Origin of the sequence: Photorhabdus australis DSM 17609, assembly GCF_000711895.1 — a bacterium.
GTDB lineage: Bacteria > Pseudomonadota > Gammaproteobacteria > Enterobacterales > Enterobacteriaceae > Photorhabdus > Photorhabdus australis.
Genome location: NZ_JONO01000008.1, coordinates 1 through 25,869 on the forward strand (window position 1 = coordinate 1; position 25,869 = coordinate 25,869).

Consider the following 25,869-nt stretch of genomic DNA (forward strand, 5'->3'; position numbering starts at 1 on the left):
AATCTCACCGTTAGTTCGTTATGAATTAACTGCGCTTCACTCTTCAAGACTTTAAAACGTATTTTTTTGTGATACGGTCTTGTGAGTGCCCACACAGATTGTCTGATTAATTGTTAAAGAGCGGGCCAACATAAAAATTATCATTCTCCGTCAGCCGGGCTGCGTATACTACGCTTTTCGCCCGCAGAGTCAAGCGCTTATTGCCTTTTCCCTGCCTGACCTCACCCGGTTTATCCACGTTGTGTCGGTCAGTGGTGGCGCATTATAGGGCCTTCTTCGGCGCTGGCAAGCGTTTATTTGAAAAAAACTTTCGTTCGCGGATTTTTTCAACAAACCGATGACATAAAGAACAAAAAGCCTATTTTTTGATGTCTTTAATCACTTTAGGCAAGTCTACTAAGCTATTTATTATCAAATCAGCTGCTTGTTCAGCTTCATGAGTAACTGGTTTACCTGTACGAACTAATACTTTGGTACCAACTTTTGCTGCCGTCGCTGCTTGCATATCTTCCAGTTTGTCACCAACCATATAAGAAGCACTCATATCAATACTAAGCTCTTTCTGTGCTTCCAGAAGCATACCTGGTTGTGGTTTACGGCAATCACAGCGCTTCTTATATTGTTCTTCAGTCGCATCTGGATGATGAGGACAATAATAGATGCCGTCCAAATCCACCCCACGGTCTGCCAATGACCAATCCATCCATTCTATCAGTTGTAAAAATTGCTCTTCATTAAAAAAACCCCGAGCAATACCCGACTGGTTTGTCACTAATACCAGTGCATATCCCATTCTTTTCAATTCAATCATGGCTTCAATTACACCATCAATAAACTGAAAACCATCTATTTCATGTACATAACCATGATCGATATTTATTGTTCCGTCACGATCTAAAAATACAGCAGGAATACTTTGTGTCACCCGATTGCTCCAAGAATGTAAGAAGGCTTCAGTATCGCATGATTTAGCCACGAATGAGAATGCAGCAATTAATTTATTCCCGGTTGACTTAGCCGTCTAGACACCTTAACATCCGATTCAACGGGTGGTTTGTTTTTTCAAAAATGTTCAAGCTATCAATTTCGAATTTTATAAGAATAAATAAGAATAAAAATGATAAAACTGTCTCATATCAACAAAATATTCCAGCAAGGTGCCCGTTCTATCAAAGCACTTTCAGATATCAGCTTACATGTCCCACAAGGGCAAATTTATGGTGTCATTGGCTCATCAGGGGCGGGTAAAAGTACACTGATTCGCTGTGTGAATATGCTTGAGCGCCCAACTTCCGGGCAAGTACTGGTTGATGGTCAAGATCTTACTATCCTATCTGATAGTGATTTGACCCATGCACGCCGTCGGATCGGCATGATTTTCCAACACTTCAATTTGCTGTCTTCGAGAACAGTTTTTGGCAACATAGCCTTACCGTTAGAACTAGATAATGTTCCAAAGACTGAGATCAAAAAGCGAGTAGACGAGTTATTAGAACTTGTTGGGCTTGCAGATAAACATGATGCTTATCCTGCAAATTTATCTGGCGGACAGAAACAACGTGTTGCTATTGCCCGGGCTTTAGCTAATTCACCTAAAGTACTTTTATGTGATGAAGCAACTAGCGCCCTAGATCCAGCAACAACGCGCTCTATTCTGGAATTATTGAAGGACATTAATCGTCGTCTGGGTCTAACTATTCTATTGATCACACACGAAATGGATGTCGTCAAACGGATTTGTGACCAAGTAGCGGTTATCAGCGGTGGACAGTTGATTGAACAGGACATAGTCAGCGAAGTGTTCTCTCATCCCAAAACACCTATCGCTCAAGCATTTATTCAATCAACTTTGCATCTGGATATCCCTGAAGACTATGTACAAAAAATGCAAAGTAACCCAGCACCAGATCTTAGTCCGCTACTGAAATTAGAATTCACAGGTCAATCTGTAGACGCACCACTGATTTCAATGTCGGTACGTCGTTTTAATATCGATATGAACATATTAAGCTCTCAAATCGACTATGCTGGGGGAGTTAAATTTGGTGTGATGTTAGCTGAATTGCACGGTGAAAATAGTAGTGTCGAATCAACAATTAAGTTTTTACAAGATCATCATGTGAAAGTGGAGGTTCTCGGTTATGTCTGAAGGAATGATTTTATTGCTAGTTAAAGGCGTCTGGGAAACTCTGGTAATGACTTTTGTTTCTGGTTTTTTTGGCTTTATTATCGGGCTGCCAATAGGTGTATTATTATATGTCACCCGTCCTGATCAGATTATGGAAAGCAATAAACTCTATCGTTTTCTTTCCGCGATAGTTAATATTTTCCGTTCCATCCCGTTTATTATTTTACTGGTTTGGATGATTCCCTTTACTAGATTAATTGTAGGAACATCTATCGGCTTACAAGCGGCCATTGTTCCATTAACTATAGGTGCAGCACCATTTATTGCTCGTATGGTTGAAAATGCTTTATTAGAAATTCCATCAGGATTAATTGAAGCAGCTCGCGCAATGGGAGCAACTCCGTTCCAGATTGTGAAGAAAATTCTATTACCTGAAGCATTACCAGGTTTACTCAACGCAGCCACAATTACTCTGATAACTTTAGTAGGTTACTCCGCAATGGGAGGTGCTGTAGGTGCAGGCGGGTTAGGTCAAATTGGCTACCAATATGGTTATATCGGCTATAATGCAACAGTTATGAATACCGTATTAGTGTTGCTGGTTATTTTAGTTTACTTAATTCAACTAAGTGGTGATCGTTTAGTTAAAGCCACAACACGTAAATAATAAAATTATTTTAATAACAGCACAGGTATCAGTGCTAATAAATCAGTATTCAATAGGGGTAAAATATGTCTGTTAAATTAAAAACTATCGCAACTATCAGCGCCCTTCTAGGTTCATTAATTCTGGTTGGTTGTGGTCAGGAACAACGAGATCCAAATCATATTAAAGTAGGCGTTATCGTTGGTGCAGAACAGGAAGTTGCTGAGATTGCAAAAAAAGTAGCTAAAGATAAATATGGTCTTGATGTAGAGCTGGTAACTTTTAATGATTTTGTACTACCAAACGAAGCACTGAGCAAAGGTGATATTGACCTAAATGCATACCAACACAAACCGTATTTAGATCAACAAATCAAAGATCGTAGTTATAAACTAGTCACTGTTGGTAACTCTTTTGTTTATCCAATTGCTGGTTATTCCAAAAAAATCAAATCTCTGGATGAATTGCAGGATGGTTCTCAAATTGCACTACCAAATGATCCAACGAACTTAGGCCGTTCTTTATTGTTGTTACAGAAGCAAAATTTAATCAAACTGAAAGGTGGCATAGGTTTATTGCCAACAGTTTTAGACATTGTTGAAAATCCTAAAAATCTAAAATTAGTTGAACTGGAAGCCCCCCAATTACCACGTTCACTGGACGATCAAAAAATTGCTCTGGCAATTATTAATACGACATATGCAAGCCAAATTGGCCTGACTCCAGCAAAAGATGGTTTATTTGTTGAAGATAAAGACTCTCCATATGTAAATCTACTTGTTAGCCGTGAAGATAATAAAGATGCTGAAAATGTTAAAAAATTCGTTAAAGCCTATCAATCTGATGAAGTTGACGAAGCTGCTAATAAGATCTTTAATGGTGGTGCAGTGAAAGGTTGGTAATCTTTCATATTACGCTCATCAATATTAGAATAATCAGGCGGACAGTTTGTCCGCCTGATATGTTATGACATCATGTTTTCGATACATTTTCACTAACCTGATCGATTAACTTAACTCTAATTGTCATAATTCAAGGAATTATTAATGCGTCAGCTACTTGCCCCTTTATTAGCACTGTTCATAGCAGGATGCTCAATGCAACAGGCAACCTTTACTGATTCTTCCCAATTATCGGATATGAGGCTCAAAAAACTATCAACCGGAGAAAAAAAGCGCCTCTCCTCATCCGTAAAATTATATACCAAGAGTGAAGAATTATTAGGTACCTCATTTAAAGAGTTAGGGATTGTCTCTGGTCAATCATGCCGCAATTCGTTACAAGACCCACCAGCTAATATCACCATAGCGCGTAACCAAATGATAACGAAAGCCACTTATTTGAATGCTAACGCGGTTTTATTACATCAATGCGAAATGTTATCAGGACAAGGATGCTACCAGATAGCAATATGTGAAGGTTCAGCTCTGCTTATTACTCAATAATGACCGACTTTCATTTCACACAAATAGGGGTTATTCACTCCCCTTATAAAGAGAAATTTGCTGTTCCCCGTCAACCAGGTCTTATTAAAGATGGTGGCGGGAAATTAGTGCTTCTTCCACCTTATAATCAACCAGACGCAATCCGCGGGTTAGAACAATTCAGTCATCTATGGGTTATCTTTATTTTCCACCAAACAATGGAAGGTGGATGGAAACCAATGGTGCGACCACCCCGTTTAGGTGGTAATGCAAAAATGGGTGTATTCGCAACCCGTTCAACTTTCCGGCCAAATCCAATTGGTATGTCTCTAATTGAGCTTAAAAGAATTAAATGTAGAAAAGGTAGTGTTACTCTAGAACTGGGTAGTATGGACTTAGTTGATGGTACTCCTGTTATTGATATCAAGCCTTATCTGCCTTTCGCTGAATGTCAGCCACATGCAATAGCCGGTTTTGCTCAGGAAGCGCCTTCAGCCAGTATGAACGTGATATTTTCACCAGCCGCCGAACAGCAACTCATCTTAATTGAAAACACTTACCCGAATTTACGGCGATTTATCAGTCAGGTTCTAGCTCAAGACCCCCGCCCAGCTTACCGTAGAGAAGAATCGAAAAATCGGGAATATGCGGTTCATTTACTGAATTTTAATGTGCGTTGGAAAGTTTGTGGCACACTTACCGAAGTGGTTTCTATAGAATCCCGCTAAAAATCAGCATATACCCTTTTGACATCTTAAACTCACTGGTAGACTAAAGGTTTATTTTCACTATTTTATTGACTGGCAAATTTTTGCCAGTCAGAAGCAATTTGCTGCTCTAATGGAACCCTAATAATGCGCACTAGCCAATATCTGCTCTCTACATTAAAAGAGACTCCCGCCGATGCAGAAGTTGTCAGCCATAAACTGATGCTTCGTGCAGGTATGATCCGTAAGCTCGCTTCTGGCCTATATAATTGGATGCCTACAGGTATCCGTGTACTAAAGAAAGTCGAAAAAATTGTTCGTGAAGAAATGAACAATGCTGGAGCGATTGAGATATCTATGCCCGTAGTACAGCCGGCAGATTTATGGCAGGAAAGTGGTCGCTGGGAACAATACGGCCCAGAGTTACTGCGTTTTGTTGATCGAGGGGATCGTCCTTTTGTACTGGGTCCAACCCACGAAGAAGTTGTCACTGATTTAATCCGCAATGAAGTCAGCTCATATAGACAATTACCACTGACTTTGTTCCAGATCCAAACCAAATTCCGCGACGAAGTTCGACCCCGCTTTGGCGTAATGCGCTCCCGTGAATTCCTGATGAAAGATGCTTACTCTTTCCATGCTACCCAAGCATCGTTACAAGAAACCTACGACAACATGTATGAAGCCTACAGCAAAATCTTTACCCGTATCGGTTTGAATTTCCGTGCTGTCCTGGCGGATACCGGTTCTATTGGCGGTAGTGCTTCCCATGAATTTCAGGTTCTGGCTGCCAGTGGGGAAGATGACATCGTTTTCTCAACTGAATCCAATTATGCAGCTAATATTGAATTAGCCGAAGCTGTTGCTCCTGCTTATGATCGCGCCGCACCCGCAGAAGCTATGCATTTGGTTGATACCCCCAATGCAAAAACAATTGCTGAACTAATTGAACAATTCAATCTACCAATTGAGAAAACCGTTAAGACTCTGATAGTTCACGCGGCAAAAGATACAGGCCATAAATTAATTGCCTTATTGGTTCGTGGAGACCATGAACTTAATGAAATCAAAGCAGAGAAATTACCTTTAGTTGCCAGCCCGCTAACTTTTGCCACAGAAGAAGAGATTCGCGCAATTGTTGGGGCAGGTCCAGGCTCATTAGGCCCCGTCAATCTGCCAATGCCAATTATCATTGACCGCAGTGTGGCAGTGATGAGTGACTTTGGCGCCGGTGCCAACATTGATGATAAGCACTATTTCGGTATCAACTGGGAACGTGATCTATCAATACCAGAAGTTGCTGATATCCGTAATGTTGTTGAAGGTGATGCCAGCCCGGATGGTAAAGGTACATTGCTCATCAAACGTGGTATTGAAGTTGGCCATATATTTCAACTCGGTACAAAATATTCTGATGCAATGAAAGCAACCGTTCAAGGCGAAGACGGCCACAACCAGATCGTTACTATGGGTTGTTATGGTATTGGTGTTACCCGTATTGTTGCCGCAGCGATTGAACAGAATCATGATAATCGCGGTATTATTTGGCCTGATGCTATTGCGCCATTCCAGGTTGCTATTTTGCCAATGAATATGCACAAATCATATCGTGTGAAAGAAATTGCAGAGAAACTGTATGCTGATCTGCGCGCCAGCGGTATTGATGTTATTTTTGACGATCGTAAAGAACGCCCTGGCGTGATGTTCGCCGATATGGAACTTATTGGCGTACCACACACTATAGTTATTGGTGACCGTAATCTGGATAACGGCGAAGTAGAATATAAATATCGTCGCTGTGATGACAAACAGATGCTAAAACTAGACTGCGTTGTTGACCATCTGAAGCAAAAACTCGGTTTTATTAATTAGAGTTATTACAACAACTCATTGAGAAATATGGTGATAATGTTCAGATCGCTAGGATAGCGTAACCATTATCACCATCAAATACTGAAACCAGAATTATTTCTTCGTATTACAAGATTTTGATTTATCGAAATGGATTTTACCCGTCTGAATTAAGGCAGGATCAAATTGTCCATCTTCCATCGACGGTCGAACGCTATAATAGCCTTCAACTTCAACATAAACAGGTGTTCCACCTTCTACGCCAACTTGATGATAGCCCCGCTCCAAATCTAAACTTTCCGTTACAGCATACTGTTTACCTGTATTACAATCAGTAAATGAAGCTGCATCAGCCATGTAACTGTATTCGCCAATCAGTTTCTCCGGTTTTACCCGTTTCAGCTCATAGTTGAATTGTGATTCAATTGGATTACCTTCAATATCCAACATCACCAAGTTTCCACCCTTCGGTAAATAGTAATATTTCTGATCATCTGATTTTGTCAGACGTATTTTTTCTCCCTCTTTCACCCATTGACCGGATTCAAAGAACGACTGCTCACCATCACGGGTACCAAGGTAAGTTTGTTCCAGAATATAACCACCATCACCATCCAATAACAGAGTGGTATCAATACCAGAACAATCAGCACAAGGAAGAATTCCCTTAAAAGTCTGATCTACCGGCTGTGAACGTGTTTGTTGTGGCAAATTACCTTTACATCCCATCAAAGTACATACGCTCACAACAGCTAACGTTGCCAAAAGTTTTTTATTCACATTTATCTCCAAACAGTATAATGGGCTTTGTGACTCGTCCTTTTAGGGGCGTTGCCCAATGATAGCGAAGTGATCTGATTTTAATACTTTTGTCAGGAACTTACTGTGAAATCAAACTTTTATTTATTTACTGTTCAAAGGAAACAACCAGAGTTATTCATTAATCACGACTGATTTCCTGTGCTATAGTCATTAATAGTGCTTTTGAGTTACAATTTTAACAACCACAGGCGGCAATAACCGCCACTAACCATAGTGGTGAGCAAATATGTCTATAAATACTGAATATCAACCAATTAACTGTGACGACTATGATAACCTTGAGTTGGCTTGCCAACATCAACTCCACCTACACATAAAGTTGCGGGGGGGTGAACTTATTGAAGGAAAAGCCTGTGATTTGGTTTTAAGGAAAAAAGTTGAATACCTGATAATCGAAACAGAAGACAATCCCCGAGAATTACGGTTGGATTATATTGCCAGTTTCAGTAATCCTAAAATTGGTACTGTTATTATCGAACACTCCGAATCCTGAATACAAAATAGCCGCCAAAGGCGGCTTAACTTATTATTCTAACAATGTTTTATTCCAATGAATTGTCAATATTGCCTGCCCTTCTGCCACTTCGCCTTCTTTAGTGACAAAAATACCCAATGCAGACATCAATTGTTCATTGTAATAAAGCAATGGAATTCTCTCTCTAAGCCACGGAGCAACCCCAAACTCCTGCCACAATTTTTTACTGTGCCGAGAGTGTTGGCGGCCCACAATACTCATCATTCCTTGAACGCCAAAACGGATAGTCACCCGCTCATTATCAATTGGAGCTCTAACTTTAATACCACAATCAGAAATATTTAGTTTTCCTAAGCTATCCGGTAATATCAAAGTGTTGCAAATATCCCATTCAAGAACAATGTCTCTCAAAGGTTGCAATTGAGGAACCAGCCAAAGTTTTTGCTTATAACGACGTACATCATGCTGACCAAATTGTAGCCGAGGCTCAGCATCAGTGCGGGCAAGAGCCACCTCATACCAAAGCCTATGAAGCTGCTCTCGCGAAGGCATTTTCATACCATGATAACCAAGCCAGCGACGCAGCAAAGCATTTCGTTTAGCTTCTGAATACCCATCCAAAGGCGAAATAGCCAGAGCACCATCCTCAGCTATCAATTTTTTCAGCGATTCATTCAATAACTCATCAAGAAGTTGTTCTTGCTCACCACATAAGTTTGCACTACGTGCGACAGACTGTGGAAAATGCGGCCAGCGTTGATTCAGTAACGGCATAATATGTAAACGCAGAAAATTTCGATCATAGCGATCATTTTGATTACTGTCGTCTTCAATCCAATTTAGACCGTGTTCACTGGCATATATTTCTAGTTCATTTCGACTATAACCAAGTAACGGTCGTAACAATAATGTCTCTGCAAATCCGGCGATTGGAGGCATAGAAGCAAGACCAGCCGGTCCACTACCACGCTTTAATGCCAATAAAAAAGTTTCTGCCTGGTCATCAAGATGCTGAGCTGTTACTAGAATTTCATCTTTTTGTAATTCACGCTTAAATACCTGATATCGGGCATCACGGGCAGCAGCTTCAATACCTTTTTGGCGCGCATCTATCGTTACTTTTTCAAAAAAGAATTCAACTTGCCAATCATCACAAATCTGTTGGCAATGTTTAACCCACTGATCTGCTTTTATGTTTAAACCGTGGTGAATATGAATTGCTCTTAATTGTATGTCCTGATTATACCGATTACGCCAATTAACCAGTAAGTGAAGCAAAACTGAGGAGTCTAACCCACCACTAAACCCAACCAAGATTTTCTTATGTTCACCAAGCTGTTTAGCCAAAGTTACAAATAGTCGCTCATCAATATTTGTCATTACAGATTCAAGAGTTCCTTAACTTGGCAACAATATGAATTGATTATTATCAACTTTATTAAGTTTAAAACCACTACTAGTCAGATAACATTTCTCGCTATTTTCATTAAGAATATAAAATGGCAAAAAAATACAATAAGAGATGAAGGTAATTGAAATTAATCAATTCCAGCCACCCCCATCCCCTATTCAAATGGTTAATTCAGATATCAGCAATAACCATATTGCATCAGGCGCTGATATCGGCGGTTAATCAATTCTTCTGATGCCAAATGATCAAGATCAGCCAGATCAATCAACAACTGAGCCTTCAATGATGCTGATATTGCTTCGTAATCACGATGTGCACCACCTAATGGTTCTGGGATCACGGTATCGATCAATTCCAGCTCTTTCAAACGAGGTGCGGTGATCCCCATCGCTTCCGCAGCTAGAGGTGCTTTCTCCGCACTTTTCCATAAAATTGAGGCACAGCCTTCCGGAGAGATAACAGAATAAGTGCTGTATTGCAGCATATTCACTTTATCGCCAACGCCAATCGCCAACGCACCACCGGAACCGCCTTCACCAATTACAGTACAAATAACAGGTACAGACAGACGGGACATTTCACGCAAGTTGCGGGCAATAGCCTCAGACTGACCTCGTTCTTCTGCACCAACACCCGGGTATGCGCCAGGAGTATCAATAAAAGTGATAATTGGCAGTTTAAAACGTTCTGCCATCTCCATCAGACGTAAAGCCTTGCGATAGCCTTCCGGTGCTGGCATACCGAAATTACGGCGAATTTTTTCTTTAGTTTCACGGCCTTTTTGATGGCCAATAATCATCACCGGACGCCCATCAATACGAGCCAAGCCACCTACAATCGCCTTGTCATCAGCATAAGCGCGATCACCCGCCAACTCTTCAAAATCAGTAAAAATATGTTGAATATAGTCCAACGTATAAGGCCGACGTGGATGACGAGCAAGCTGAGCAATCTGCCAGGCCCCTAAATCTGAAAAGATTTTGCGAGTCAATTCCAGACTCTTTTCCCGCAAACGTTGTACTTCTTCATCCAAATTTATATCTAATTTTTCATCTTGACGGCTAACTGCGGTTAGCGAATCAATTTTCGCTTCCAGCTCGGCAATCGGCTGTTCAAATTCAAGAAAATTCAGACTCATAACATTCCTATTTTAGTCAAATTCTAATTCTACCTGCTCATTACCCAGCAGAGTTCGCAAATCTGTCAGAAGGTTATCCGTTGGCGTTACCCTCCACATCGCGCCAAATCTTAAACGGGCGCGGGCGTCTTCCCGTTGGTAATAAAGATGAACCGGTATCGTACCTGAACGATATGGTTCCAATGTGCCACGAAGACGGTTCAACAATTGATCATCAATTTGCCTGTCCAACAGCGAGATAGCAAGACCACGCGCATATTTTTCACGCGCTTCGCTAATATCCATTAATTCACGAGCTGTCATTTTAAGACCACCGTTAAAGTCATCAAAGCTGACCTGCCCCGTAGCTATCAATATTCGATCTTGTTCCAGCAAATGCCGGTATTTTTCCAAGGCATCGGAAAATAACATGACTTCCAGACGACCTGAGCGGTCATCAAGTGTACAAATACCAATCCGGTTACCTCGTTTGGTCATAATCACTTTGGATGCCAGCACCAAACCTACCACAGTTGTTACCTGACCACGCGATGTCGGATTCACATCCTTTAATCGCAGCCCATTAGTATAGCGCTCAACTTCTTTTAAATAACGGGTGATTGGATGCCCAGTTAAATAGAGTCCCAGTGTCTCTCGTTCACCATCAAGAACTACCTGCTCTGGCCATTGGGGAACATTGGCATAAGAGCGCTCAATTTCTTCCGGTGCTTCTGCCAACACACCAAACATATCCGTCTGACCAATGGCCTCTGCCTTGGCATGTTGATCCGCTGCCTTCAGGGCATCTTCCAAAGAAGACATCAAAGCCGCGCGGTGCGGCCCCAGACGGTCAAATGCCCCTGACATGATCAGTTTTTCCATCACCCGGCGATTTAATTTCTTAGTATCAGCACGAGCACATAAATCAAACAATTCTCTAAAATAACCGTCTTTCTTTCTAGCTTCGATGATCGCTTCAATCGGGCCTTCACCTACCCCTTTAATCGCACCAATACCATATACTATCTCTCCATCATCATTAACGTGGAAATGATACAGGCCGCTGTTAATATCAGGTGGTAAGATTTTCAGCCCCATGCGCCAGCATTCATCAATCAATCCAACGACTTTTTCTGTATTATCCATATCAGCAGTCATTACCGCAGCCATGAATTCAGCCGGATAATGTACTTTCAGCCATAAAGTTTGATAAGAAACCAGCGCATACGCAGCAGAGTGAGATTTATTAAATCCATAACCGGCAAACTTCTCTACCAAGTCAAAGATTTTCATCGCCAATTCGCCATCAATACCGAGTTTTTTGGCACCTTCTTCAAATACAGAACGCTGCTTAGCCATTTCCTCCGGCTTTTTCTTGCCCATTGCCCGACGGAGCATATCTGCACCACCGAGAGTATATCCCGCCAGCACCTGAGCAATCTGCATCACTTGTTCCTGATAAAGGATTATGCCGTAAGTTGGCTCCAACACAGGCTGTAAAGATTCGTGCTGCCACTGTATATCTGGGTATGAAATCTCTTCCCGACCATGTTTACGATCAATGAAGTTATCAACCATGCCTGATTGCAAAGGGCCTGGACGAAACAATGCCACAAGCGCAATCATATCTTCGAAGCAGTCGGGCCTAAGCCGTTTGATAAGATCCTTCATACCACGAGATTCAAGCTGGAATACCGCTGTTGTTTCAGCCCGTTGCAGCATATCGAAACTTTTGGCGTCATTGAGTGGAATCGCTGCGATATCAATCGGCTCCAGACCTTTCTTCGCTCTGCGTGCGTTGATCATCTCTAACGCCCAGTTGATGATGGTCAAAGTTCTTAGTCCGAGGAAGTCGAATTTCACTAACCCAGCATATTCCACATCATTTTTATCAAACTGAGTCACCGGATTCAAACCTTCCGGATCACAGTAGAGAGGCGCGAAATCGGTAATCTTAGTTGGGGCGATAACAACTCCACCCGCGTGTTTCCCTGCGTTACGGGTGACACCCTCCAATTTGCGCGCCATATCTATCAGAGCCTTAACTTCTTCATCCGATTCATAGATTTCAGGAAGTTGTGGCTCTGCAATAAATGCTTTTTCCAGGGTCATTCCCGGATCAAGCGGTATTAATTTAGAAATTCTGTCAACAAATCCGTATGGATGCCCCAGCACACGACCAACATCCCGGATTACGGCTTTCGCGGCCATCGTACCGAAAGTGATAATCTGGGATACGGCATCACGGCCGTATATATCAGCCACATGATCAATCACCAGATCGCGCTTTTCCATACAGAAATCGACGTCAAAATCAGGCATGGAAACACGTTCGGGGTTAAGGAACCGTTCAAACAGCAGGTCAAACGCCAAAGGATCGAGATCGGTTATTTTCAAGGCATAAGCCACTAAAGAGCCAGCACCGGAACCACGCCCCGGACCAACAGGAACACCGTTGTCTTTCGACCACTGGATAAATTCCATCACGATCAAGAAGTAACCTGGAAATCCCATCTGGTTGATAACCCGAAGCTCAACATCAAGTCGCTCATCATATTCAGGGCGTTTTTTTGCTCGTACTTCAGGATCAGGGTAGAGAAATACCAAGCGCTCTTCCAATCCTTGTTTAGATTTCTCAATCAGATAATCTTCAGTACTCATTTCTCCTGTCGGGAATTGTGGCAGGAAATATTCACCAAGACGGATAGTGACATTACAGCGCTTAGCAATTTCTACACTGTTTTCTAGTGCCTCAGGAATATCAGAGAATAACTCACACATTTCCTGTTCACTACGCAAGTATTGCTGAGGACTGTAATTCTTTGGACGTTTGGGATCAGCCAATGTATAGCCATCATGAATCGCTACACGAATTTCATGAGCATCGAAATCTTCTTCATCGATGAAGCAAACATCATTAGTCGCAACAACAGGCAGATTCTTTTCTGTTGCCAATGCAACCACTGCATGAAGATAATTTTCTTCATCAGCACGGCCTGTACGAATCAGTTCCAGATAATAGTAGCCAGGGAAATGTTCCTGATAAAACTCAAGACATTGCTCTACCATGGCCTGATTACCGCGTAACAGGAATTTGCCCACATCCCCCATACGACCGCCAGAGAGCAGAATCAGCCCTTCTTTGCGGTTTATCAACCATTCCTGTTTAATTGTTGGGCCGACAGCACCATACCCCTGCTGATAAGCCTCTGATATCAGTAAAGTCAAATTATGATAACCCGTATTATTACGGGCAAGAATGGTCAAGTTAGCATACTCATCCCCGAGCAGCTCACTTTCCATATAAAAATCAGCACCAATAATCGGTTTTATCCCAGCCCCATGAGCACTACCATAAAATCTCACCAACCCACATAAGTTAGTAAAATCAGTGATCGCAAAAGCTGGCATGCCTAGCTGAGCTACTTTTTTAACTAAAGGGCTAGTTTTGGCTAAGCCATCAATCATTGAATAGTCGCTATGAACACGTAAGTGTACAAAACGGGGATCAGCCATATGTTTGTCCAGATGATTAATTGATTGTGCTTTATATCTTTAATATCAGTTTGAAGAATAACTGTACTCAATCAACAAACTCACTTAAAGACCAATTGCTCTTTTAACCGGCGCAAAACTTTTACGGTGATGTTTTGTCGCTCCCAGCAGAGCCAACTTTTCTAAATGAAGTGCCGTTGGATAGCCTTTATGCTTAGCAAACCCATATTCAGGAAACAGTTGATCAAGTTCAACCATTTCCCGATCTCGGGTAACTTTCGCCACAATAGAAGCAGCACTAATCTCAGCAACCAATCCATCGCCTTTTATAACCGCCTGTGCAGGCATTGGCAATCTAGGGCAACGATTACCATCAATCAGCACATATTCAGGAGAAATAGATAAACCAGCCACAGCTCTTTGCATCGCAAGCATGGTTGCATGCAAGATATTCAGTTGATCAATTTCTTCCGGCTCTGCACGACCCAGGCTCCAGCATAACGCCTTTTCTGTGATTTCCAGATACAACTCTTCACGGCGCTTTTCACTAAGTTTTTTAGAATCGGCTAACCCGGCAATCGGGCAAGATGGATCCAAAATAACCGCCGCAGTCACAACCGCACCGACTAATGGGCCTCGGCCAACTTCATCAACTCCAGCAATCAGATTCACCGGAGGGTATATAAATTCCATCATTTTCCTGCTAGTTCTAGTATAGCCTGTGCAGCTTGTTCATCAGCATTACAACGAATATTTTCATGCAGATGTAAAAATGTCTGTTTCAGCACTTCAACTTTTTCACTGCCTTGTAGTAACGGCAGCAATTCATCTGCAAGTTTCTGTGGCTGACATTTTTCCTGCAATAATTCTTTAACCAGCTCTTTACCAGATAACAAGTTAGGTAATGAAACATAAGGTGTTTTTACAAGGCGTTTTGCCAGCCAGAAAGTAAACGGCTTCATTCGGTAACCCACTACCATTGGACATTTTGCCAACATACATTCCAGAGCAGCAGTTCCAGATGCCAAAAGTGCAGCATCACTTGCAATCATGATTTCCCGCGCTTTGCCATCCACAAGATGAACATCGAGAGCCGGCGCAATTTCCTGTTTAATTCTCTCAAATTGTTCACGTCGTTTAGCATTTACCAGTGGCACAAGCACATACAAACTTGGAATTTTTTGCCGTAATAACTGAGCAGTTTTAAGAAAATCAGCACTCAGCATCTCAACTTCGGAATGGCGGCTCCCCGGCAACAAAGCCAGACAAATAGATTTTTGTGGGATTCCTAATCGCTCACGCGCTGCCGCTCTATCTGGTTTTAATGGCATAGTATCTGCCATTGTATGTCCAATAAATCGGCAAGGAACATTAAACTTATCGTAAAACGCTTTTTCAAAAGGCAAGAAGGCCAAAACCATATCTGTGGCTTTACCAATTTTGAAAACACGTTTCTGACGCCAAGCCCATACCGATGGGCTGACATAATGAATGGTACTGATGCCTTGCCGTTTTAACCGGCCTTCCAAAGTGATGTTAAAATCTGGCGCATCAATACCGACAAACACATCAGGTTTTAGCTCCGTGAAACGGGCTGTCAGGTCCTTGCGTATCTTCAGCAAACGAGGCAAACGTTCAAGAACTTCGACAATCCCCATTACAGCTAGTTCTTCCATCTCATACCAAGCTTCACAACCTTCAGCTTGCATAAGGGGACCAGCAACACCAACAAAACGCGCATTGGGTACTTTGGCTTTTAATGCACGGATTAAACCTGCTCCAAGGATATCACCGGAGGTCTCTCCGGCGATTAATCCAATAGTCAGCGGGCGTAGACTATCAATAGAAGAAATGGTAGCCAAAGGAGTATCCTTCATCTACTTAACGGATAATGCCACGGGTAGAACTTGCCAGAAAATCGCTGAAGATTTTTACATACTGATTATCTTCAGCCAGCCCAGCAATTTCTTGTTGTGCTTCTTCTAAAGTTTTTCCACTACGATACAACAACTTATATGCATTTCTGATTGCATGTAGTGATTCTTTATCAAAACCACGACGTTTCAGACCTTCGACATTAATGCCAAAAGGTGTTGCATGGTTACCCTGAGCGATAACATATGGTGGAACATCCTGCACCACACCAGAGCAGCCACCCACCATGGAATGAGAACCAATCTGACAAAATTGATGAATCGCACTCATACCACCGATGATGACATAATCTCCCAGAATAACATGTCCACCCAAAGTACCATTGTTAGCAATGACACAGCGGTCACCAACAATACAGTCATGAGCAATATGGGCATTAATCATCAGCAAATTATCATTGCCGATTTTCGTTATCCCGCCTCCCTGAACTGTTCCACGATGAACGGTTACATTTTCACGGATACGATTACGATCACCAATTTCAACCCTGGTTGGCTCACCGCGATATTTCAGGTCCTGATTCATTTCCCCAATAGAGGCAAACTGAAAGATCTGGTTATCACGGCCAATTTTAGTTATTCCATTGACAACAACATGAGATTTCAGCTCTGTACCTTCGCCAATCTCAACCTGAGAACCAATGCAACAAAATGGGCCAATACGAACATTGGCACCAATAATTGCGCCATCTTCCACAATAGCGCTGGGATGTATATAAGCGGTTTCATCAATCATAGACTAAACCTCACGACGGCGAGCACACATCATTTCTGCTTCGCACACCACTTCTCCATCGACTTTTGCTACGCCTCTACAGCGAGCAACCCCGCGACGTTCTTTAAGAAACTCCACTTCTAACACCATCTGATCCCCTGGTACTACCGGGCGTTTAAAGCGAGCACCATCAATAGCAGCAAAGTAATAAAGTTCATCTGACTTTAGTTTGCCTACACTCTTAAATGCCAGAATTCCAGTAGCCTGCGCCATAGCTTCAAGGATCAAAACACCCGGGAAAATAGGTTTGCCCGGGAAATGTCCCTGAAAGAAGGGTTCATTAAAAGATACGTTTTTGACTGCACGTAGGAATTTACCTTCCTCAAAATCAAGAACGCGATCCACCAATAAAAACGGATAACGATGCGGAAGCAAATCCAAAATTTCTTCAATGTGCAGAGTATGATTTTCACTCATCTAAATACTCTTCCTGTCTAAAAAGGACTAATGATATCAACGACACGGCCCGCTTAAACCCCAAATCCAGAGTTCCCAGGCAGGCCGCAAAAATAAAACACAACCAAAAATACGGTGTAATTACTCGTTTTTGTCTTCCAGCTTACGCTCCACTGACTTAAGACTCTTATTCATTTCATTAATATTCATGACTAAGGCTGCCGTCTTACGCCAAACTTTATTTGGTTGTGCCGGAATGCCAGAAGAGTATACACCAGGTTCAGTGATTGGACGCATAACCATACTCATGCCCGTAATTGTCACCTTATCGCAGATTTCCATATGCCCGTTAATTACACTAGCACCACCAATCATACAATAACGACCAATTTTCAGGCTACCCGCCATGATCACACCGCCAGCAACTGCTGTGTTATCTCCAATAATAACATTATGAGCAATTTGGCATTGGTTATCGATAATGACGCCATGGCCAATAATGGTGTTATCCAAAGCGCCCCGGTCTATAGTCGTACAGGCGCCAATCTCAACCCGGTTGCCAATTATAACTGAACCTAATTGAGGAATCTTAACCCAATTACCACGATCATTTGCATAACCAAAGCCATCAGCCCCGATAACTGTCCCTGACTGAACCAAACACTGTTCACCAATTTCAATCTCGTGATAAACAGAGACATTCGCCCAAAGACGGCTACCTGCGCCAATATGAGTATTTTTACCAATAAAACAACCCGCACCAATCACAACACTGTCACCAAGAACAACGCCAGATTCTATAACAGCATTAGCTCCAACAGAGACATTTTTACCTAACGTTGCCTGAGGCGAAATCACTGCCGAAGGATGAATATCTTGCGCAGGAGCCGGTGTTGTATCCATAATCTGAGCCATATAGGCATATGCCAGATAAGGATTAGAAACAACCAAAGCCGGAATATTACAATAAGGGAGATCGGGTTCGCTAAGAACCACAGCAGCAGCCTGACATTCACCTAAGCGCTCGCGGTAACGACTATCAGACAAAAAAGTGATTTGCTCGTTATTAGCCGAATGCATTGGTGCAATACCAGTGATGACAACATCGCCATCACCATGTAATTGCGCATTCAACTGCTGAGCTAAATCAGCTAATCGAATTGAAGACATCTATTATTTAACCTGTTTCAATACATCTGCGGTAATGTCTTTACCGGATACTGAATAAGCAACAACATTCGCATTAATTACGACGTCATAACCTTCTTTAGCTGCAACCACTTTGATTGCATCCTGAATACGACCCAGAATTTTATTACTCTCTTCCATATGGCGACGGCGGTTATCTTGTTCAAAAGCCTGAGCTTTCTTTCCAAATTCTTCACGCTTAGCCATAACGTCTTTTTCCAGATTAGTTCGCTCGCTGGATTTCATGGTAGAACCATCGCGTTGTAACTTCTGGATTTTAGTCTGCAAATCACTTTCCATACGTTGCAGTTCAGATGCGCGGCCTTTGAACTCATTTTCCAACTGCTTTTCAACAGCTTCACGGGCAGGCAACCGCTGAAAAATCTCACCGACATTTACAACGGCAATTTTGTCTGCTGCCTGAGCACCAGCAGAGAAAGCTAATGCAATACCAAGGCTTGCTGCACACAACAATTTCTTCACTATAAACTCCTTAAACCACGCTATCTGTAACATCTTGGAAGATTTATCGATGTCCTGAAACCGAAAATTTCAAGACTTGCCTTATCAATAATAAGATAAAAACGCATTATCACCAGGTTTTGCCAATATTAAATTGGAATTGCTCTGCTCTATCGCCTTCGTAGTCTTTGATCGGCTTAGCATACGAGAATACCAATGGCCCCAAAGGAGACAACCATTGCAATGCAATACCTGTCGAAACACGGATATTACCTGGTTTGCTATAATCAGGTATTCCTCTGTCTCTCATCGTCGCAGAATCACTCCAATTAGTATCCCAAACCGTACCTGAATCAATAAAGAATGAAGTCCGAACAGAGTTCGAATATTTACCATCAAGGAATGGCGTTGGTGTGATCAACTCAAGGCTAGCCACTGCCATTGCGTTACCCCCGATAGCATCACGGGATGGGCTATCTTTCTCAGGATCACCATTTTTATCCAGGTAAATAGCCTTAGGACCGATATTGTTAGAACGGAAACCACGAACAGTACTGGAACCACCGGCATAGAAGTTCTCATAGAATGGCAATTCTTTACCACCTAATCCATCACCATAGCCTAAACGACCACGCCCCAGGAGCACCCAGGTACGAGCATCATTAATTGGATAGTATGCAAAGGTATCAAGGGTAATCTTATAAAATTTGTTATCCGAACCAGGGATCGTCACTTTACCATTCAAAGTCGATTTCACACCTGATGTCGGGAAGAAACCACGGTCAAGATTGTTGTATGTCCAGCCCATAGTTAAAGCAAAGTCATCCGCTTTGAACTCGGCTTTCTTTTCATAATCAGGTTTCTCACCCATAGACTTCAAATAACGCCACATCGCTGCCTGCGGGAGCATATCAGACAAGGAGTTATGAACATAACCCAATCTAAGATTCAGAGAGTTATTTTCATTAACCGGGAAACCGAGGAAACCATCTAATCCATAGGTTTTATTGGTATAACCAGACAGGTCAGCATCATCAGCTCTAAAATCATTGTAGAACACCCGACCACCAAGACTCACACCATTAACAGTGAAATAAGGATCAGTTAAAGAGAGTTCCGCATAAGTTGAGTAATCATTCTTACTGGCATTAATCCCAACAGAGTTACCCGTACCCAACCAGTTATCCTGCTGAGCGCCAATCTGGAAACTGACACCGCTTTCTGTACCGAAGCCAATACCAAAGTTCATAGAACCGGTATTGCGCTCTTTAACTTTATAAACGATATCTACCTGATCAGGGCTGCCTGGTATACGCTGAGTTTCAACATCAACAGTTTCGAAATAACCCAAGCGATTAAGCCGCTCTTTGCCCAGTTCAACCAGATCACTCCCCAACCATGCCCCTTCCATCTGGCGCATTTCACGGCGCAAAACGGAGTCTTTACTGGTGTCATTACCAGAGAAACGAATTTTACGAACATAGAAACGGTTACCTGCATCAATGTTGACATGCAGTTTTACAGTTTTGTCCTGATCATTGATTTCAGGTTGAGTCATCACCCGTGGGTAAGCATAACCATAACGGCCAAGCAGGTTTTTGATTTCACTTTCCATTTTAGTCACCTGAGTCCCGTTATATAAGGAACCAGGCTCAATGGTAGCCAATTTAGTGATTTCTGATTGATAACCCGCCATGTTACCATTCAGATCAATACCAGATATTTTGTACTGATCACCTTCAGTAATATTCAACGTGACATAAATACTTTTTTTATCTGGTGTCAAACTGACCTGAGTCGAATCAATGTTGAAACGGGCATAACCGCGATCAAGGTAAAAACTGCGTAGGGCTTCAAGGTCACCGGCCAGCTTCTGCTTCTGATATTTCTGATCAGCCGTCAAGTTCCACCACGGCACATCATCTCTCAGTTGGAAACGATTCAATAACTCATCAGAAGGAAATGATTTATTACCAACGATATTAATCTGCTGAATTTTTGCAGACACACCTTCAGCGAAAACCAATTTTAAATCGACGCGGTTACGTGGCAACGGTGTAACAACAGCTTTCACATTGGCATTATATTTCCCCACGCTGTAATAGAAATCTTCCAGCCCTTTTTCGATATTGGACAGCATCGTGCGATCAAGAGCTTCACCGACCCGAACACGAGATACTTCAAGGTTCTGTTTCAGCATGTCATCTTTCACCGATTTATTTCCGGAGAAAGTAATGCTAGCAATAGTCGGCCGCTCTTTTACCTGAACAATAAGTGTATTGCCATCACGCAGGACACGAACGTCTTCAAAGTTACCAGTAGCAAATAGTGCATGAATGGTACGACCGATATCTTCATCGCTGACCGTATCACCTACGCGAACTGGCATATTCAATAATGCTGCACCTACGGCGACGCGCTGAAGACCTTCAAAGTGAATATCTTGAACCACGAATCCGTTTGCACCGTATGCAGTGGCGCTGCCGAACAGCAGCGACGCTATGAGTAACTTTTTCATCGCCATCGTTGTAATGCGTCTTCCTAACCAGTCTTCCGCTCTAGAAGCGGGAGAAATCATTGAAAAGTGCAAGCCCCATCAATAACACCAGTAACATGGTACCAATGCGATAGCTGAAGTCTTGTACGCGCTCGGAAACTGGCCCACCTTTTATCTTTTCGATAATCAGAAAAAGCAAGTGTCCACCATCTAACACAGGGAATGGGAGCAAATTAATGATCCCAAGATTGACACTTATTAGCGCCAAAAACATCAGATAATACACCAAGCCAGAATCAGCCGACACCCCCGCCCCTTTGGCAATAGAGATAGGCCCACTCAGGTTGTTAATTTTCACATCACCAACGATCAGCTTGCCAATCATACTGACAGTTAACCGCATCAGTTGCCAGGTCTTATCTCCTGCCTGATAAATGGCAGAGAAAGGCCCATATTGCTGAACTATCTTATATTCATCTGCCAACGGTATAATTCGCAGTTCTACGCCTGCAAAACCCACCTCTTTACCACCGGACTGCCGTCGTGCTTCCGGTGTCATTGAGAGAGAAATAATATGACCAGCTCGCTCTACTGAAAGTTCCAGCGGAACATTAGGATTATTACTGACAGAAGATGTAAAAGTATGCCAAACATCTATTTCCTGGCCGTTGACTTTAACTATCCGGTCCCCCTTTTGTAAACCGGCTTTTTCTGCCGCAGTATCAGGAGTAACCTTGTCCACCAAAGAATCCAATCGGGGGCTAACAGGCATAATCCCTAATGACACTACTGGATCTTGCTTATCAGGATTAAAGCTCCATTGCCGCAAATCCAAAATTTTCTCTATCGGATGGGATGAACCAGGAGGGATGACCTGAACAGTAATGTTGTCATCACCTATCTTACCAACCAAAGCAAAACGAGCCGCATTCCAATCAGGCGTTTCGATACCATCGATAGCTTTTAATTCCATTCCTGACGAAATATTTGCCTGAGCAGCAATAGAATCAGGTTTGATATCTGCAATGATTGGACGTATTGCAGGCACACCAATAATAAACACCAACCAATAAGCCACAATCGCCAGTAAAAAGTTAGCGATTGGCCCTGCACTAACAACCGCAGCACGCTGACCAATAGTTTTATTATTAAATGCCATATGCCGACGTTCAGGAGAAACAGGTGAAACACGCTCATCAAGCATTTTCACATATCCCCCCAAGGGAATAAGAGCTATGACATATTCAGTTCCCTGACGATCCGTACGCCGCCACAACGCTTTACCAAAACCAATGGAAAAACGTTCAACATGAATACCACACTTTCTAGCGACCCAGAAATGACCGAACTCATGCACAGTGATCAATATACCTAACGCAATAATAAAAGCCGCCAGATTCCAGAGAATTCCCATCATATTCCTTTAAATGCCGTCAAAACAGAGAGATCAAGATACCAGCAACATCAGGCCGGCAAAGACAGGGATCGCCGCAGTCAAGCTGTCAATACGATCCATAATACCACCATGTCCAGGAATTAACTGACTGCTGTCTTTAATACCAGATTCACGTTTGAACATACTTTCTGTCAAATCACCAAATACTGAAGCGATAACAACAATTGCAGAACACAACATGAGTTTTTCAGGCATTGCAGGCACTGGAGCATATTTTCCGAACAACCATGAAATAATAGCCGCAGTAATTAAACCACCAATTAATCCTTCCAGCGTTTTTCCCGGAGAAACTTTTGGTGCCATTTTATGTTTGCCTAAAGTACGTCCAAATAGATAAGCACCAGAGTCGGCTCCCCACACCAGCAACATGACATACAATAGCCACCATGCACCGTGATATGAATTATCATCATATCCCTGAACCCGTAAGGCGATCATTCCACAGTAAAACGGCACTAATGTCAGGACACCAAACAAAAGGCGCAATAAAAAGGATCTTTTCCAGATTGCAGCGGAAGAAGGATAGGTAACGACCAGAAGGGTGGCAATAATCCACCAGATCATCCCCGCCCATAAGATAAAAATGATTTGCTGTTGTTTAATCAGATCAGTGAAACTTGGCAAAGTATATTGTAAGGCCAGTAAACTTATCGCAAACAAAGCAGCCAAAATAACCCGTTTCTTTTGGCTAAATAAGCCAACAAACTGCCCCCATTCCCATGCAGCAAGGACTGACACAGCAATAATGACCAATCCAAACTCTGTTGGCGGCAACAAAAACAAAGCTGCAATTACAAGAGGGATTAATATCACAGCCGTTATAAGACGGTACTTTAGCAAGAGTTCCTCCTATGATCCCGCATCGGCATCGTCTGGTATTGTTCCGCCAAATCGGCGTTCTCTTTTGGCAAAGGCATTAATTGCACCTTCAAAAACTGTTTCATCAAAATCAGGCCAGAGTATATCGGTAAAATATAATTCTGCATAAGCTATCTGCCATAACAGAAAATTACTTATACGGTGCTCACCTCCGGTTCTGATTACCAAATCAACCTGAGGCTGCTGGCTCAGGTTAATGTAATTATTAACCAATTCTTCAGTAATATCCTGTGGTTCAAGCAAATTATCCTTAATCTGTTGAGCAATTTTCTGAACACTTTGAACTATATCCCAACGACCACCGTAATTTGCAGCAATATTAAGTTGCAAACCAGTATTATTAGCAGTCAGTTTAACTGAGCGGCGAATACGCTCCTGCAAACGCTCACTGAACCGGCTGATATCACCAATAATAGACAATTTGATATTATGTTTATGTAAGCTTTTGATTTCATTATCTAATGCAAAAATAAATAATTCCATTAGAGAACTAACTTCTGGTTCTGGCCGGTTCCAGTTTTCACTACTAAAAGCGTACAGAGTCAACGACTCAATTTTATGTTTAGCTGAGAAACTCACCGCACTCCGTACCGCCTTAATCCCCGCACGATGACCAAAGACTCTTAATTTCCCACGCTTCTTTGCCCAACGTCCATTACCATCCATAATAATAGCAACGTGCTTAGGTAATAATGACGACAAATCGTTATGATGATCGCTGGATAATATCACTCAATTAATCCTTTACTGGTCAAGGTAATTCTCTTACAAATGCAGGCACTCAGATATAAATAAAGCCGTGTCTGGCATCACGGCCTGAGTAACAGCCCAATTATCTATAAGATAATCCTCCAAAAATTTAAACTGCCAATTATATCAACCCAAAGTTATACACAAACTATACCATCAGGTAAAAATGCGAACAAATACCCCTTGACTACCAAGAATACTACCTGATAAACGAACTGATAGTCTTTATAGCCAAATCTCTTGCGAGCCTATCAATCTGTAAGACTTCTTCAATGCTCTGAGGTTCCGGTAAATTCAGTTTTTCTACAACCTGCCGATTTATAATCGCAATATCTGTGAAAGAGATTCCATTTTGTAAAAAAACCTTAACGATTTCTTCATTTGCCGCATTCAACGCCGTAGTTGCAGCCTGACCTTCGTGACACGCTTCAATCGCCAGCTTCAGGCATGGATATCGTTCATAATCTGGTTTTGAAAAACTCAATGTACCCAAGGAACAAAAATCAAGAGGTTTAACACAAGAAGAAATACGTCTTGGATATGCCATTGCATAGGAGATCGGCGTACACATATCCGGGGTCCCTAATTGAGCAATAACGCTACCATCCAGATAACGGACCATAGAATGAATGACAGATTGGGGATGAATCACCACTTCCATTTCGGCAGCAGACGCATTGAACAGACAACAGGCTTCAATGTATTCCAAACCTTTATTCATCATTGTTGCGGAATCTACAGAAATCTTACGCCCCATCGACCAATTAGGATGAGCACATGCCTGATCTGGTGTAACAAAAGGCAATTGTTCCAAAGGCGTATGACGAAAAGGCCCGCCAGATCCCGTCAGAATAATACTAGCAATACCGTGTTGTTTCAGCTCTTCGCGCCCAAGGTTTTGTTGTATTACCTCAGGTAAACTCTGAAAAATAGCATTATGCTCACTGTCGATAGGTAACAATTGAGCATTGTATTTAACTACGGCATCCATAAAAAACCGGCCACTAGTGATCAACGATTCTTTATTAGCAAGTAAAATCTGTTTACCCGCCCGGATAGCAGCCAACGTCGGTAATAGACCGGCAACCCCGACAATCGCAGACATAACCTGATCAACATCATTCAACATCGCCAAATCACACGCAGCCTGTTCCCCGAAAAGCACTTCTGTTTTACAACCTTGTTCAATCAGCAACTGACTAAGCTCTTTTGCAGAAGATTCATCTATCATTGCCGCATATTTAGGCTTAAATTCCACGCATTGTTCAACCATAACCTGAACATTCTTCCCAGCAGCTAATGCCGTTACTTCAAATTTATCAGGATTATTGCGAACTACAGTGAGTGTACTTCTGCCTATAGAACCCGTGGAACCAAGGATGGTCAACCTTTTCATACTGACGCTCTGAATTGTTCTGTTTGATGTGTGTTAATACTCGTCTGATTTGTCTGGCTC

General features: G+C 42.2%; 24 protein-coding genes. 7 read left to right on the plus strand and 17 right to left on the minus strand.

Features of this window, described 5'->3' with window-relative positions; all coding sequences use genetic code 11:
- Positions 1 to 106: 106 nt before the first annotated feature.
- Both BO26_RS24785 and gmhB read right to left on the minus strand, forming a co-directional pair.
- The gene (locus BO26_RS24785) at positions 107 to 238 is read right to left on the minus strand and encodes a hypothetical protein (RefSeq protein ID WP_477707004.1); all 132 of its coding nucleotides are present in this window, start codon (positions 236 to 238) and stop codon (positions 107 to 109) included.
- 120 nt (positions 239 to 358) lie between these two features.
- On the minus strand, positions 359 to 925 hold the full coding sequence (gene gmhB, locus BO26_RS03725) for a D-glycero-beta-D-manno-heptose 1,7-bisphosphate 7-phosphatase (RefSeq protein WP_036768909.1): 567 nt from the start codon (positions 923 to 925) through the stop codon (positions 359 to 361).
- A 192-nt stretch (positions 926 to 1,117) separates the two neighbouring features.
- On the opposite strand from gmhB, the gene metN reads away from it, so the two are divergent.
- From metN to proS, 6 genes are all read left to right on the plus strand, one after another.
- A complete protein-coding gene (gene metN / locus BO26_RS03730; RefSeq protein ID WP_036768911.1) occupies positions 1,118 to 2,149 on the plus strand; it encodes a methionine ABC transporter ATP-binding protein MetN in 1,032 nt (343 codons plus the stop codon).
- Positions 2,142 to 2,795 (plus strand): methionine ABC transporter permease MetI, encoded by a 654-nt coding sequence (locus BO26_RS03735; protein ID WP_036768914.1) that lies wholly within the window; start codon positions 2,142 to 2,144, stop codon positions 2,793 to 2,795. The genes metN and BO26_RS03735 overlap by 8 nt, the downstream gene beginning before the upstream one ends.
- A 65-nt stretch (positions 2,796 to 2,860) precedes the next feature.
- A complete protein-coding gene (locus BO26_RS03740) occupies positions 2,861 to 3,676 on the plus strand; it encodes a MetQ/NlpA family lipoprotein (protein ID WP_036768916.1) in 816 nt (271 codons plus the stop codon).
- 144 nt (positions 3,677 to 3,820) lie between these two features.
- On the plus strand, positions 3,821 to 4,219 hold the full coding sequence (gene rcsF / locus BO26_RS03745) for an Rcs stress response system protein RcsF (protein ID WP_036768917.1): 399 nt from the start codon (positions 3,821 to 3,823) through the stop codon (positions 4,217 to 4,219).
- Positions 4,219 to 4,926 (plus strand): tRNA (N6-threonylcarbamoyladenosine(37)-N6)-methyltransferase TrmO, encoded by a 708-nt coding sequence (tsaA, locus tag BO26_RS03750; RefSeq protein WP_036768919.1) that lies wholly within the window; start codon positions 4,219 to 4,221, stop codon positions 4,924 to 4,926. Before rcsF ends, tsaA begins: the two co-directional genes overlap by 1 nt.
- 126 nt (positions 4,927 to 5,052) lie before the next feature.
- On the plus strand, positions 5,053 to 6,777 hold the full coding sequence (gene proS / locus BO26_RS03755; protein WP_036768922.1) for a proline--tRNA ligase: 1,725 nt from the start codon (positions 5,053 to 5,055) through the stop codon (positions 6,775 to 6,777).
- Positions 6,778 to 6,870: 93 nt separating this feature from the next.
- On the opposite strand, the gene nlpE is transcribed toward proS, so the two are convergent.
- Entirely contained in the window at positions 6,871 to 7,536 is a 666-nt protein-coding gene (gene nlpE, locus BO26_RS03760) for an envelope stress response activation lipoprotein NlpE (RefSeq protein WP_072023207.1), read from the minus strand.
- Between the two features lie 268 nt (positions 7,537 to 7,804).
- Here nlpE and rof point away from each other — a divergent pair, with 268 nt between their 5' ends.
- Positions 7,805 to 8,071: a Rho-binding antiterminator gene (gene rof, locus BO26_RS03765; RefSeq protein WP_036768925.1), complete on the plus strand. Its 267-nt coding sequence runs from the start codon at positions 7,805 to 7,807 to the stop codon at positions 8,069 to 8,071.
- Between the two features lie 33 nt (positions 8,072 to 8,104).
- Here the strand turns inward: rof and tilS are convergent, their stop codons facing one another.
- The 14 genes from tilS to ispC form a co-directional block, all read right to left on the minus strand.
- A complete protein-coding gene (tilS, locus tag BO26_RS03770) occupies positions 8,105 to 9,433 on the minus strand; it encodes a tRNA lysidine(34) synthetase TilS (RefSeq protein WP_036768928.1) in 1,329 nt (442 codons plus the stop codon).
- Positions 9,434 to 9,642: 209 nt separating this feature from the next.
- Positions 9,643 to 10,602 carry an acetyl-CoA carboxylase carboxyl transferase subunit alpha gene (accA, locus tag BO26_RS03775; RefSeq protein WP_036768930.1) on the minus strand — a complete coding sequence of 320 codons (960 nt, stop codon included), beginning with the start codon at positions 10,600 to 10,602 and terminating at the stop codon, positions 9,643 to 9,645.
- Positions 10,603 to 10,614: 12 nt separating this feature from the next.
- A complete protein-coding gene (gene dnaE / locus BO26_RS03780; RefSeq protein ID WP_036768932.1) occupies positions 10,615 to 14,097 on the minus strand; it encodes a DNA polymerase III subunit alpha in 3,483 nt (1,160 codons plus the stop codon).
- Between the two features lie 84 nt (positions 14,098 to 14,181).
- The gene (rnhB, locus tag BO26_RS03785) at positions 14,182 to 14,769 is read right to left on the minus strand and encodes a ribonuclease HII (RefSeq protein ID WP_036768934.1); all 588 of its coding nucleotides are present in this window, start codon (positions 14,767 to 14,769) and stop codon (positions 14,182 to 14,184) included.
- On the minus strand, positions 14,769 to 15,953 hold the full coding sequence (gene lpxB, locus BO26_RS03790) for a lipid-A-disaccharide synthase (RefSeq protein WP_036768937.1): 1,185 nt from the start codon (positions 15,951 to 15,953) through the stop codon (positions 14,769 to 14,771). The genes rnhB and lpxB overlap by 1 nt, the downstream gene beginning before the upstream one ends.
- A 4-nt stretch (positions 15,954 to 15,957) precedes the next feature.
- Entirely contained in the window at positions 15,958 to 16,746 is a 789-nt protein-coding gene (lpxA, locus tag BO26_RS03795) for an acyl-ACP--UDP-N-acetylglucosamine O-acyltransferase (RefSeq protein WP_036768939.1), read from the minus strand.
- Positions 16,747 to 16,749: 3 nt separating this feature from the next.
- Entirely contained in the window at positions 16,750 to 17,202 is a 453-nt protein-coding gene (gene fabZ, locus BO26_RS03800; RefSeq protein WP_036768941.1) for a 3-hydroxyacyl-ACP dehydratase FabZ, read from the minus strand.
- Positions 17,203 to 17,322: 120 nt separating this feature from the next.
- Positions 17,323 to 18,351 carry a UDP-3-O-(3-hydroxymyristoyl)glucosamine N-acyltransferase gene (lpxD, locus tag BO26_RS03805; RefSeq protein ID WP_036768943.1) on the minus strand — a complete coding sequence of 343 codons (1,029 nt, stop codon included), beginning with the start codon at positions 18,349 to 18,351 and terminating at the stop codon, positions 17,323 to 17,325.
- A gap of 3 nt (positions 18,352 to 18,354) precedes the next feature.
- On the minus strand, positions 18,355 to 18,852 hold the full coding sequence (gene skp, locus BO26_RS03810; protein WP_036768946.1) for a molecular chaperone Skp: 498 nt from the start codon (positions 18,850 to 18,852) through the stop codon (positions 18,355 to 18,357).
- A gap of 109 nt (positions 18,853 to 18,961) precedes the next feature.
- Complete coding sequence (bamA, locus tag BO26_RS03815; protein WP_036768950.1) at positions 18,962 to 21,355, minus strand: outer membrane protein assembly factor BamA; 2,394 nt, start codon at positions 21,353 to 21,355, stop codon at positions 18,962 to 18,964.
- 34 nt (positions 21,356 to 21,389) lie between these two features.
- Entirely contained in the window at positions 21,390 to 22,745 is a 1,356-nt protein-coding gene (gene rseP, locus BO26_RS03820) for a sigma E protease regulator RseP (protein ID WP_081861837.1), read from the minus strand.
- A gap of 30 nt (positions 22,746 to 22,775) precedes the next feature.
- Positions 22,776 to 23,624, minus strand: coding sequence for a phosphatidate cytidylyltransferase (gene cdsA / locus BO26_RS03825; RefSeq protein ID WP_036768954.1), 849 nt, complete (start codon positions 23,622 to 23,624; stop codon positions 22,776 to 22,778).
- 9 nt (positions 23,625 to 23,633) lie between these two features.
- Entirely contained in the window at positions 23,634 to 24,329 is a 696-nt protein-coding gene (gene ispU, locus BO26_RS03830; protein WP_051690869.1) for a (2E,6E)-farnesyl-diphosphate-specific ditrans,polycis-undecaprenyl-diphosphate synthase, read from the minus strand.
- A gap of 283 nt (positions 24,330 to 24,612) precedes the next feature.
- On the minus strand, positions 24,613 to 25,809 hold the full coding sequence (ispC, locus tag BO26_RS03835) for a 1-deoxy-D-xylulose-5-phosphate reductoisomerase (protein ID WP_036768959.1): 1,197 nt from the start codon (positions 25,807 to 25,809) through the stop codon (positions 24,613 to 24,615).
- Positions 25,810 to 25,869 lie beyond the last annotated feature (60 nt).

Excerpts from the sequence above, each read along its gene's own strand:
- metN (WP_036768911.1), top strand. The coding sequence starts at position 1,118 with ATGATAAAACTGTCTCATATCAACAAAATATTCCAGCAAGGTGCCCGT.
- BO26_RS03735 (WP_036768914.1), top strand. The coding sequence starts at position 2,142 with ATGTCTGAAGGAATGATTTTATTGCTAGTTAAAGGCGTCTGGGAAACT.
- BO26_RS03740 (WP_036768916.1), top strand. The coding sequence starts at position 2,861 with ATGTCTGTTAAATTAAAAACTATCGCAACTATCAGCGCCCTTCTAGGT.
- rcsF (WP_036768917.1), top strand. The coding sequence starts at position 3,821 with ATGCGTCAGCTACTTGCCCCTTTATTAGCACTGTTCATAGCAGGATGC.
- tsaA (WP_036768919.1), top strand. The coding sequence starts at position 4,219 with ATGACCGACTTTCATTTCACACAAATAGGGGTTATTCACTCCCCTTAT.
- proS (WP_036768922.1), top strand. The coding sequence starts at position 5,053 with ATGCGCACTAGCCAATATCTGCTCTCTACATTAAAAGAGACTCCCGCC.
- rof (WP_036768925.1), top strand. The coding sequence starts at position 7,805 with ATGTCTATAAATACTGAATATCAACCAATTAACTGTGACGACTATGAT.
- tilS (WP_036768928.1), bottom strand. The coding sequence starts at position 9,433 with ATGACAAATATTGATGAGCGACTATTTGTAACTTTGGCTAAACAGCTT.
- accA (WP_036768930.1), bottom strand. The coding sequence starts at position 10,602 with ATGAGTCTGAATTTTCTTGAATTTGAACAGCCGATTGCCGAGCTGGAA.
- dnaE (WP_036768932.1), bottom strand. The coding sequence starts at position 14,097 with ATGGCTGATCCCCGTTTTGTACACTTACGTGTTCATAGCGACTATTCA.
- rnhB (WP_036768934.1), bottom strand. The coding sequence starts at position 14,769 with ATGGAATTTATATACCCTCCGGTGAATCTGATTGCTGGAGTTGATGAA.
- lpxB (WP_036768937.1), bottom strand. The coding sequence starts at position 15,953 with ATGAAGGATACTCCTTTGGCTACCATTTCTTCTATTGATAGTCTACGC.
- lpxA (WP_036768939.1), bottom strand. The coding sequence starts at position 16,746 with ATGATTGATGAAACCGCTTATATACATCCCAGCGCTATTGTGGAAGAT.
- fabZ (WP_036768941.1), bottom strand. The coding sequence starts at position 17,202 with ATGAGTGAAAATCATACTCTGCACATTGAAGAAATTTTGGATTTGCTT.
- lpxD (WP_036768943.1), bottom strand. The coding sequence starts at position 18,351 with ATGTCTTCAATTCGATTAGCTGATTTAGCTCAGCAGTTGAATGCGCAA.
- bamA (WP_036768950.1), bottom strand. The coding sequence starts at position 21,355 with ATGGCGATGAAAAAGTTACTCATAGCGTCGCTGCTGTTCGGCAGCGCC.
- rseP (WP_081861837.1), bottom strand. The coding sequence starts at position 22,745 with ATGATGGGAATTCTCTGGAATCTGGCGGCTTTTATTATTGCGTTAGGT.
- ispU (WP_051690869.1), bottom strand. The coding sequence starts at position 24,329 with ATGGATGGTAATGGACGTTGGGCAAAGAAGCGTGGGAAATTAAGAGTC.
- ispC (WP_036768959.1), bottom strand. The coding sequence starts at position 25,809 with ATGAAAAGGTTGACCATCCTTGGTTCCACGGGTTCTATAGGCAGAAGT.